The following is a 10,663-nucleotide window of genomic DNA, read 5'->3' as shown; positions in this document are numbered from 1 at the left end:
TCCCGAGCCACAACAGAGGCAAACAGTCATCAGCTACACCCCACCGCCCTGGGCATCCAGGGCATCAACCCCAGACACTACAAACTTAGGGAACCAGTCATGATTGCCGTCGCGGTCGGGGACATGGACATGCCTGAGATCGCCGAGCACCTCCAGAAATGGAGCGAATAGCAGCGCTCGATGTCGGGATGGGATCTCGCGTCAGTTGGTCGGGGCGCAAGTGTCGCGCAACGAGCACGCGCCGCAGGAGGATCCGCAGCCACCGATCTCTTGCGCGGGAACCAGCTCCTCGACCGCGCGGGCTGCGGCATTCGCACCTGCGCCGAGGGTGAACAGCGCTACCGCCGCTGTGACCACCGCCACGATCAGTGCGGGGAAGCCGCCCGCGGCGAGGGCGACGAGGCCGCCCGCGAAGAGCAGTGCGCCCGCGGCCACGGAGGTGGGGGCGGCGACACGGTTGGCGATGCGGAAGGTTTCGTCATCGTGCAGTGCTGCCTCGGTGTGCACCCCGACGAAGCGGTTGCGTGGCAGCCGACCGGTCAGTCCGAGCACGCCGGTTGCGATGGCGACCAGGGCCAGCACGAACAGGGCGAGAGCGACGACGAACACTTAAGCAGGCTAGCGCACCGACGCATCGCCGCGACGGCCCGCTCCCCGCAATCGTCCAGCATCCGAGACGCAGCAGGTCGGGACAGGCATATTCCACATCGATCTCCGGTCAGCGGCGCACACAGCAACCAATCGATCAGCACGAATCACGCACGAAGAGCGGAAATCGCTGCGGCACAGCGCAGGCGAGCATCGAGCGATCTCCGCCACACCCACCTCCGCGACCAGGCATTGACGCCGCGTGGGCCGCGCCGCCGCTCGCAGACAGGTCCAGCCCGGCCCTTTTTCGGTGCATGAGCCCGGACGTTCTACCCTGATAGACACATTTATGACCGGGGATCGGCAAGAACAAGAAGGCAGGACCGTGGCGGACACTCGTGCAACCGAAAGCGATGTACCGGAGCACAGGTACAACGCTGGCCTCGCCGGCCGCATCGAGCGCCGGTGGCAGCGGACCTGGGATGAGCGCGGTACGTTCCACGCGCCGAACCCGGTAGGCCCGCTCGCGGGTGCGACCCCGGCCGACAAGCTGTTCGTCCAGGATATGTTCCCGTACCCGTCCGGCGCGGGTCTGCACGTCGGGCATCCGCTCGGCTATATCGCCACCGATGTCTTCGCGCGCTATCACCGGATGCACGGCCGCAATGTGCTGCACGCGCTCGGCTATGACGCGTTCGGTCTGCCCGCCGAACAGTACGCGGTGCAGACCGGTGCGCATCCGCGCCAGACCACCGACTCGAATATCGCCACCATGCAGCGTCAGCTGGACCGGCTGGGCCTCGGCCACGACCGGCGGCGCTCGTTCGCGACCACTGATCCGGAGTACTACAAGTGGACGCAGTGGATCTTCCTGCGCATTTACAACGCTTGGTACGACCAGGATTTGGACCGCGCCCGCCCGATCGCGGAACTGCAGGCACAGTTCGACTCCGGCTCCCGGCCGACGCCCGATGGCCGCGCCTGGCACGATCTCACCGCGGCCGAACGCGCCGAGGTGCTGGACTCGTATCGCCTGGTGTACCAAACGGATTCGGTGGTCAACTGGTGTCCCGGTCTGGGCACGGTGCTGTCCAACGAGGAGGTCACCGCCGACGGCCGCAGTGAGCGCGGCAACTTCCCGGTCTTCCGGAAGCGACTGTGGCAGTGGATGATGCGCATCACCGCCTACTCCGACCGGCTGGTCGACGATCTGAATCGCCTGGACTGGCCGGAGAACGTCAAGGCCATGCAGCGCAACTGGATCGGGCGATCCCGTGGCGCGCAGGTGAAATTCGATGCCGACGGTCAGCATCTCGAGGTCTTCACCACCCGGCCGGACACCCTGTTCGGTTCCACGTATGTGGTGCTGGCGCCCGAGCACGAACTGGTCGACCGGCTGACCGCGGAAGCCTGGCCCGCGGGCGTAGATCCGCGCTGGACTTTCGAGGACGCCGGTGACCCTCGGGAAGCCGTTGCGGCATACCGCAAGGCGATCGCGGCCAAATCGGATCTGGAGCGGCAGGAGAACAAGGAGAAGTCCGGCGTCTTTCTGGGTGCCTACGCGACCAACCCGGTGAACGGCGCGCAGGTGCCGATCTTCATCGCCGACTACGTGCTGTCCGGTTACGGCACCGGCGCGATCATGGCGGTGCCCGGACACGATCAGCGCGACTGGGAATTCGCTTCGGTATTCGGCCTGCCGATCGTGGAAGTCATTTCCGGCGGGGATATTTCGGTCGCGGCCTACTCCGGTGACGGCGCGCTGGTGAACTCCGATTACCTGAACGGCCTGTCCGTCGAGGAGGCCAAGGCGACCGTGATCGCGCGGCTGGAGGCCGACGGCCACGGCAAGGGCACCGTCCAGTACAAGCTGCGCGACTGGCTGTTCGCCCGCCAGCGCTACTGGGGTGAGCCGTTCCCGATCGTCTACGACGAGGACGGCGCACCGCACGCACTGCCGGAATCCATGCTGCCGGTCGAACTTCCGGAGCTGGACGATTTCGCGCCGGTCACCTTCGATCCGAACGACGCCGACTCCGAACCGTCGCCGCCGCTGGCCAAGGCCACCGATTGGGTGAATGTCGAACTGGATCTGGGCGATGGCCCCAAGCAGTACCGGCGCGATACCAATGTCATGCCGAACTGGGCGGGCAGCTCCTGGTATCAGCTGCGCTACGCGGACCCGACGAACGCGGACGCGTTCTGCGGCAAGGAGAACGAGCAGTACTGGCTGGGCCCGCGCACCGCGGAACACGGCCCGAACGATCCGGGCGGCGTCGATCTGTACGTCGGCGGTGTCGAACACGCGGTGCTGCACCTGCTGTACGCGCGGTTCTGGCAGAAGGTGCTGTTCGATCTGGGTGATGTGAGCGGTTATGAGCCGTACCGCCGCCTGTTCAACCAGGGCTACATCCAGGCACACGCCTACACCGACGCGCGTGGCGCGTATCTGCCCGCCACCGAGATCATCGAGCGCGACGGCAAGCACTACTTCCCCGATCCCACGACCGGCATCGAGATCGAGGCGTTCCAGGAATACGGCAAGATCGGAAAGTCGCTGAAGAACGCCGTCTCGCCGGATGAAATGTACGATATGTACGGCGCCGACACCTTCCGCCTCTACGAGATGTCGATGGGTCCGCTGGATACCTCCCGGCCGTGGGCGACCAAGGATGTCGTCGGTGCGCACCGGTTCCTGCAGCGGGTCTGGCGACTGGTCGTCAACGAGGAGTCCGGCGCGATCCGGGTCACCGACGCGGCACCGTCGGAGGAAACGCTGCGCCTGCTGCACAAGACGATCGCGGGCGTGGGCGACGACTACGCCGCACTGCGCGACAACACCGCGGGCGCCAAACTGATCGAGCTGACCAACCATCTGACCAAGAGCTACCCCGCGGGCGCACCGCGCGAAGTGGTGGAGCCGGTGGTGCTGATGCTGGCCCCGATGGCACCCCATATCGCCGAGGAACTGTGGGAACGGCTGGGACACAAGCAATCCCTGGCCCACGGCCCGTTCCCGACAGCGGATCCAGCCCTGTTGGTCGAGGCGTCGGTGGAGTACCCGATCCAGGTAAACGGCAAGGTACGCAGCCGAATCCAGGTACCCGCCGACGCCGACAACGCGACCATCGAGGCGACCGCACTGGCCGATGAGAAGATCGCGGCACTGCTCGGCGGGAATGCGCCGCGCAAGCTGATCGTGGTGCCGGGACGGCTCATCAATATCGTCGCGTAGGCGCGAGCCGCGCCGCGCACGGATTTTCCGGGTCATTTCGCACGCCTCGGGCGAAGAAGTGCGCAGCGACCCCGCGCAACCGCGGTCAGCGCGGCGGCAGCAGGACGTCGTTGAGGGTCACCATCGAGAGATTGCGCTCTTTGATGATGTCCACGAGCTGCTCGTAGACATGCGTTACCGCGGGCGCATTGGCATGCCCGATAACGATCGTCTGCGGGTTGAAATATTTACGTGCGCACTCCAACAGGTAGTCCTCGGTGATTACGCCGGAGTCCGACAGCGAGCCGTACCACATGGTCGGGACGGTGTAGCCGAGATCTGCGGCGACCCGATCGACCGTGCCGTTGTGGCGACCGAATGGTGGACGGTAGTATGGCGTGCCGTCCACACCGAAGTTGTTCCACAGGTAGGTCTTGGCTCGCTCCAGCTGCGCGGAGATGCCCGAGGCGGACAGTTTGGTCAGGTCCGCATGATCCCAGGTGTGATTGCCGAGCTGGATCTGCCCGGAATCGACCAAGGGGCGCAACGCATCTCGGTGGATCGCCCACGAGTCGTAGTAGGCGGTCACAAAGAAGGTGAACCGCGCGCCGGTATCCCTGGCGAATTCGATGTAGGCGCCGACGACTTCCGGGCTCGCACCGTCGTCGATCGTGAGCGCCATATTGGTGCCCCTGCCCGGTAGTGCGGTGATCGTCCGCGCCGGAATCGGGGTCTTCGGTCCGATCGGCGGGGGCGGCAGCAGCGGCGCGGGCAGTATCGGCCCGCTGCCCGCCGAACCACTGTTGAACGGCTCCCCCTCCGCCCGCACACAGCCGGTCAATGCCACCGCGGTGCCCGTGGCGAGCAATGTCAGCAGCCGACGTCTGTTCACGATTCGCACCCTCTAGCTTCGCTCTATCCGCGCCCCGCCGCCTCATCGCCCCGTCGACGCAAACGTGCAGGTACTCCCGACTGTACCGAGCGAAACTGTCCTCGAGCTGAATCTCGGAACAACATGTCGAGAAGACGACATCATCGCGCGGACGAAAGCCGAATCAGTAGGGTCGCAGCACGATCTCGGTGGGATGGCCGTCGCGTGGTGTGTCAATGGCGGCGCGCACGGTCCCCGCGACGGTCTCCGGCCGCAGAAATTCCGCCGCGCGATATTCCCGCCCCTCACCCGCGATGATCTCCCGCTGCATATCGGTATCGATGCGGCCGGGATGGATCGAGGTCACCCGCAGCGTCGGCTCCTCCAATCGCAGCGCGTCACCGAACGCACGCAAACCGAACTTGCTCGCCGCATAGGACGCCCAACCCGCATTGGCCCGCAATCCAGCGCCCGAATTGATCAACACGACGTGACCATTGGCCGCACGCAGCGCGGGCAGCAGCAGTCTGGTCAACTCCGCGACGGCAATTACGTTGACTTCCAAGGTATTTCGCCACTGCTGCACCGAGGATTCGGCGATCGAACCCAGATCGGCGGTACCGGCGTTGTGTACCAATACATCCAGGTGTCGAATCGGCGAAACCGCTTCCGCCACTGCGGAATAGTCGGTCAAATCGACCGGCCATCCGATGGCGCCGGGCAGTTCGCCTAATATCGCGCGCAGCGCCTCGGCCGAGCGGGCGCCGAGCAACAGATCATGGGTCGGTGCGAGTTCGCGAGCGATCGCGGCCCCGAGCCCGCGGCTGGCGCCGGTGATCAGCGCGGTCGGCTTCGGTGTGCTGGTCGCGGCGGAGGTCATGCGGTCACCGTATCGGCCACCGATGCGGACGGTAGCACTACCCGCGCGCGGCGATGAATGCATCAATCGAATAAATGGAATTCACGGACGGGGCATGCAGAGTGAGATCCGGCGCACAACAGCTGGTCACCGGGGCGTACCAGGACCGGACGCGAGTCACTGAGCGGGCGTACTTGCGGGTGCCATCGCAGAATAGGGAGATGACACACCCGGGTTTCACCCCAACACAGCTCGCGGCCCGAGCCGCCTACCTGCTACGGGGCAATGATCTGGGCACTATGACCAGCGCCGCGCCCCGGCTGTATCCGCACATGTGGAGCTGGGACGCCGCCTTCGTCGCGGTCGGCCTCGCCCCGCTCAGCGTCGAGCGTGCGGTGATCGAACTGGACACCCTGCTCTCGGCGCAGTGGAAGAACGGGATGATCCCGCACATCGTCTTCGCCAATGGTGTGGACGGTTACTTCCCCGGCCCAGCCCGCTGGGAGTGCAAGAAGCTGGCCGCCAATGCCCCCGACGGTCCGGACACCTCTGGCATCACTCAGCCACCGGTGCACGCCATCGCGGTGCAGCGCATCCTGGACCATTCGCGTCGACACGGCCGCAGTACCCGGGCGGTGGCCGAGGAATTCCTGAATCGGCGCTGGCCAGATCTGGTGCGCTGGCATCGGTGGCTCGCCCATGCCCGCGACCCCAAGGAGAGCGGCCGGATCACGCTGTATCACGGCTGGGAATCCGGGATGGACAATTCGCCGCGCTGGGATCGGGCCTATGCGAATGTGACACCCGGCGATCTGCCGCCCTATCAGCGCGAGGATCTGCTGGTGGTCTCGGACCCATCGCAGCGACCGAGCGATCGCGAATACGACCGCTACCTGTGGCTGGTCGAGCAGATGCGCCGCGCCGGATACGACGACTACCAGCTCGCCTCGACGATGAGCTTCGCCGTGGAGGATGTCTTCGTCACCGCGATCTTCGCGCTGGCGTGTGAGGTGCTCGCCAATATCGGCGAGGAGTACAAGCAGCCCCATGCCGATGTCCGTGAACTGTATTCGTGGGCGGAGCGTTTCCGCGGCGGCGTGGTCGCGACCACCGATGCCCGCACGGGCGCGGCCAGGGATTTCGACGTGCGCCTCGAGCGCTGGATCAATACCGAAACCCTCTCGATGTTCGCCCCACTGTTGTGCGGCGGTCTGCCCCGCGACACCGAACGCAGCCTGCTGCGCCTGTTCGAGGGCCCGCGCTTCTGCGGCCATCCAGACCTGTGCTACGCCCTGCCGCCGTCCACCTCACCGGTCTCCAAGGACTTCCGCTCCCGCGAGTATTGGCGCGGCCCGGTCTGGCCGGTCATGAGTTGGCTGTTCTCTTGGGTCTTCGCCCGCCGCGGCTGGGCCGAACGCTCCTTCATGCTCCGCGCCGAAGGTCTGCGCCAAGCCAGCGACGGCAGCTTCGCCGAATATTACGAACCCTTCACCGGCGAACCGCTCGGCAGCATGCAGCAGTCCTGGACCGCGGCCTCGGTACTGGACTGGCTCGGCTGACGCATCAGGGCCGCTTGTGATGAGGAAATCGGCTGCGGGCCGCTGTTGATACGAGCGATCCCAGCGAGCGGCGAGTGAATACTGCACTAATGCCTCATGCGTAACACTGGTCACATGAGCCCGTTGTCGCTATCGTCGAACAGCATGGATAGCACTCGTTGGAGAGCGACTCGCACTGTGGCGTTGTCCGCGATCACCGTGGGCAGCATCCTGACGGCTACCTCAACCGGGACGGCGGTGGCCGAACCGAGTGGGCCCGATGTGTCGTCGTGGCAGCATGTCGACGGCCGGTTCATCGACTGGTTCGCGGTACGGCGGGCTGGGCACGATTTCGCCATGGTGAAGGCCACGGAGGGGTTGAGTTACATCAATCCCTATTTCGTGCCGGACAGCCTGCTGATGCGGGCGGCGGGGGTCGCGCGCGGGACGTATCACTACGCGCGACCGAATCTGCCGCCCGAGCCGCAGGCGGCGCTGTACGCGGCGGTCGTGCTCGGCCAGAACGGGCCGCTGGATCTGCCGCCGGTGCTCGATCTGGAGAACGCGGGCGGACTCGATCCGGGCGGACTGATCGCGTGGACGCACCGGTATCTGAATACCGTGCAAGCCCTGACCGGACGGGTGCCGATCATCTACACCTATCCGAATTTCTGGAAGACGGCCATGGCGAATACGAATGAATTTACCAAGTATCCGCTCTGGATCGCCGACTACCGCGGCAACGAACATCCCGAGGTACCCGGCGGCTGGCCGAGCTGGACGTTCTGGCAGACCACCGACAGCGGCCGCATTCCCGGTATCGCGGGCGGCACCGATGTCAACGTATACAGCGGTGCCCAAGGCGATTTCGCGCGCTACGCCAATAACGGCTGAACACAGCACGAAACCGCTACTCCCTGCAGGGTGTCGAGTAGCGGTTTCGTGTGTGCGGGATGGAATCGATCAGGTGCCGATTCGCCCGCCGCCCTTCTTCCACACCGAGACAACGGCGGGTCGAGGCAGACTATCGCCACCATCGGGCCAATGCGAGGCTGGCTTTTCCGCGGTCGCGTCATCGCGCTCGCCCGGATGCTGGACGCACACGGTGACCCGCTGCTCCGACACCGTCGGACCGCAGGTCTCCGCGCCGAACGGGACGGTCAGGAATTGTTTGGTCTCACCGCGATTCGGCCCGTCGAGCACCACCGAGAACAGCCCGTCGTTGGCGCCGTTGGCACGCGAGGCATCGGTGGAGATCCACAGGTTGCCGTAATCGTCGAAGGCGAGATTGTCCGGTGCCGCGATCGGGCTGACCTTGGCCTTGTCGAAGCCGGCGAAGTAGGTGTCGGACGTCTTCGGGTCACCGCACAGCATGAGGATATTCCAGGTGAATGTGGTGCCCGCGTGATCGTCGTCGAGTTCGAGCACCTGCCCGAATTTGTTGATATTGCGCGGATTCGCCTCATCGATGGCGGGCTTGCCCTGCGCGCCACGCTGCTCGTTGTAGGTCAGCGCGACGTAAACCTTGCCGGACTTGGGATTCGCCTCGAAATCCTCGGGACGGTCCATCTTGGTCGCGCCGACCTTGTCGGCCGCCAACCGGGTGAATACCGAAACCTCCTCGGCGGTAAAGCCGTCCACTTTCGAGGTGGCCTTGCCGTCTTCGCCGGTGACCAGCAGCGGAATCCACTGGCCGGTACCGGTGAAGCCCTTATCCGATGGCACCGTGCCTTTGCCATCGATCTTGTCCGGGTGATCGCCGGTGAATTTGGCGACATACAGTGTGCCCGCGTCCAGGATCGTCAGGTTGTGCCGCATGCTCGCCTGGCCGGTGCCGGACTGCACCTTTCGCGACGAGACGAACTTGTACATGTAATCGAAGCGCTCGTCATCGCCCATATAGGCGACCACGGTGCCGTCCTTGGCGACATGAATGGTCGCGGCCTCGTGCTTGAACCGGCCGAGCGCGGTGTGCTTGATCGGCGCAGCCGAGGCATCCCACGGATTCACCTCGATGACCCAGCCGAATCGGTTGGCTTCATTGGGTTCCTTCGCCAGATCGAAGCGCGCTTCGTGCCGCTCCCACTTGCGTTCGGAGGCGCCGTTCGGGAAGCCGTAGCGCGCCAGCCTGGCCTTGGTTGCCTCGTCGGTTACCTTGTCACGGTTGGCGAAGTACTGGTTGATGTTCTCTTCACCGGAAAGCACTGTGCCCCACGGGGTCAGGCCGCCGGAGCAATTGTTCAGGGTGCCGAGCACCTTGGCGCCGGACGGATCGGCGCTGGTCTTCAGGAAGGCGCTGCCCGCGGCGGGGCCGGTGACCGTGAATTCGGTGGTGCCGGTGATGCGGCGGTTGTACTTGCCGAATTCCGTTGTCAGCTTGCCGGTTCCGGATTCGCCCTTGACCTGGACTACCGAAAGGCCGTGCGCGGCAATGGCGGTCTGGTAATGCTCGAGTGAAGGTTCTTCCTTGTTGTAGCCCTTGAACATCTGCGGTTCGGTGGTGTACTCGTGATTCACTACCAGCAGATAGGTATTCGCCTGGCCCTCGATGGGCAGTAGCGCGGCGAAGTCGTTGTTGAAGCCGAACTGTGCGGCCTGCGCCGCCGGGGACTGGGCATTCGCATCGAACTTCGGTGCGTCGGCGAACAGCGGGTCGCCCCAGCGAATTACGACGTTGTGTTCATAGCCTTCCGGAATGACCAGTGCGTCATCGGAATTCGGCGCGACCGGTGTGAAGTTGGTCCCCACCGGTACACCGTCGACCAGCGAGCCGCCCGTCGCCAATTCGACCTTGTCGTCATCGCCGCAGGCCGCGAGCACACCGGCCGCGCCAACCGCGACCACGACGCTCGCACTGCCCTTCAGCATGCCGCGCCGCGTCAGCGCCGCGCGCACCATATCGCCGAAGTATTCGTTCTCCGAAGCGTTCGGAACCTCGTGGAAGCAGGCGTTACCGCATTTGTACTGGCAGGTGATGGCCGAGCGTTTCGGCTGGCCGTCCCGCTGCACGAACAGGGCGAGGGGTTTCGTTGTCACGACGAACTCCTGACTAGTGCTGACCGGCGCACCGTATGCCGCTGAGGCAATCCACAGGAAACGGCCAGATGAACGCCCGACCAATTAGGTAACCCTTAATGCGCGAAACTCCCGCCCGCTATCCTCGTGCTGACCTGGCACTAGCACCTTTACCTGGTCAAACATCCAAGATTTCGATCGAGTCACGGAACGCGCTACCGATGTGCTACTCCCCTTCTCGGAGGAGGATCGATACCGAGGACATGAGTAGCGAGTCAGGAGAAGTGCGATGACTTTGTCCGGAGGAAGAGCCCGGCTCACCCCGCAAGCGCTGGACTATCTCGATTCGATTCTCGCGGGCGCGGTGGATGAGGCCCGCGTAGTCGTCGACCACGACAATACGGGCACGGATGGCGACGGCGGCTGCAACCGGTGTACCCACCCCACCTGTATCGGGTTCATCCCGGGCGATGGTGCGGTCTGCAAGCGTCCCACCTGCCATCACAGTTTCTTCAGCCACCGAGTCTTCTGACGCACGAACACATGTCGCTCCCGTCCTGGTGCACGAGAGCGACATT

At 64.8% G+C, this 10,663-nt stretch carries 8 protein-coding genes; 4 read left to right on the top strand and 4 right to left on the bottom strand.

Annotated features, from left to right (window positions below; translation table 11 throughout):
* Positions 1 to 201: 201 nt before the first annotated feature.
* A complete protein-coding gene (locus AB0L63_RS22170) occupies positions 202 to 609 on the bottom strand; it encodes an SdpI family protein (protein ID WP_364503908.1) in 408 nt (135 codons plus the stop codon).
* A gap of 364 nt (positions 610 to 973) precedes the next feature.
* Here AB0L63_RS22170 and leuS point away from each other — a divergent pair, with 364 nt between their 5' ends.
* Positions 974 to 3,823 carry a leucine--tRNA ligase gene (gene leuS / locus AB0L63_RS22165; RefSeq protein WP_364503905.1) on the top strand — a complete coding sequence of 950 codons (2,850 nt, stop codon included), beginning with the start codon at positions 974 to 976 and terminating at the stop codon, positions 3,821 to 3,823.
* Positions 3,824 to 3,908: 85 nt separating this feature from the next.
* On the opposite strand, the gene AB0L63_RS22160 is transcribed toward leuS, so the two are convergent.
* Together AB0L63_RS22160 and AB0L63_RS22155 are read right to left on the bottom strand one after the other, a co-directional pair.
* Positions 3,909 to 4,694 carry a polysaccharide deacetylase family protein gene (locus AB0L63_RS22160; protein ID WP_364503902.1) on the bottom strand — a complete coding sequence of 262 codons (786 nt, stop codon included), beginning with the start codon at positions 4,692 to 4,694 and terminating at the stop codon, positions 3,909 to 3,911.
* A 163-nt stretch (positions 4,695 to 4,857) separates the two neighbouring features.
* A complete protein-coding gene (locus tag AB0L63_RS22155) occupies positions 4,858 to 5,553 on the bottom strand; it encodes an SDR family oxidoreductase (RefSeq protein WP_364503899.1) in 696 nt (231 codons plus the stop codon).
* 200 nt (positions 5,554 to 5,753) lie between these two features.
* Here AB0L63_RS22155 and AB0L63_RS22150 point away from each other — a divergent pair, with 200 nt between their 5' ends.
* Entirely contained in the window at positions 5,754 to 7,091 is a 1,338-nt protein-coding gene (locus tag AB0L63_RS22150; RefSeq protein WP_364503896.1) for a glycogen debranching protein, read from the top strand.
* A gap of 144 nt (positions 7,092 to 7,235) precedes the next feature.
* Positions 7,236 to 7,964 (top strand): glycoside hydrolase family 25 protein, encoded by a 729-nt coding sequence (locus AB0L63_RS22145; RefSeq protein WP_364503893.1) that lies wholly within the window; start codon positions 7,236 to 7,238, stop codon positions 7,962 to 7,964.
* 69 nt (positions 7,965 to 8,033) lie between these two features.
* Here the strand turns inward: AB0L63_RS22145 and AB0L63_RS22140 are convergent, their stop codons facing one another.
* A complete protein-coding gene (locus tag AB0L63_RS22140; RefSeq protein WP_364503890.1) occupies positions 8,034 to 10,106 on the bottom strand; it encodes a PhoX family phosphatase in 2,073 nt (690 codons plus the stop codon).
* Between the two features lie 268 nt (positions 10,107 to 10,374).
* On the opposite strand from AB0L63_RS22140, the gene AB0L63_RS22135 reads away from it, so the two are divergent.
* Complete coding sequence (locus tag AB0L63_RS22135; protein WP_364503887.1) at positions 10,375 to 10,617, top strand: hypothetical protein; 243 nt, start codon at positions 10,375 to 10,377, stop codon at positions 10,615 to 10,617.
* Positions 10,618 to 10,663: the final 46 nt, after the last annotated feature.

The sequence above is a fragment of the Nocardia sp. NPDC051990 genome (assembly GCF_040680755.1).
Classification (GTDB): Bacteria; Actinomycetota; Actinomycetes; order Mycobacteriales; family Mycobacteriaceae; genus Nocardia.
The sequence above is the reverse complement of the archived record's forward strand: the minus strand, read 5'-3'. Positions and strand labels throughout refer to the sequence as shown.

Excerpts from the sequence above, each read along its gene's own strand:
- AB0L63_RS22150 (WP_364503896.1), top strand. The coding sequence starts at position 5,754 with ATGACACACCCGGGTTTCACCCCAACACAGCTCGCGGCCCGAGCCGCC.
- AB0L63_RS22145 (WP_364503893.1), top strand. The coding sequence starts at position 7,236 with ATGGATAGCACTCGTTGGAGAGCGACTCGCACTGTGGCGTTGTCCGCG.
- AB0L63_RS22135 (WP_364503887.1), top strand. The coding sequence starts at position 10,375 with ATGACTTTGTCCGGAGGAAGAGCCCGGCTCACCCCGCAAGCGCTGGAC.
- AB0L63_RS22155 (WP_364503899.1), bottom strand. The coding sequence starts at position 5,553 with ATGACCTCCGCCGCGACCAGCACACCGAAGCCGACCGCGCTGATCACC.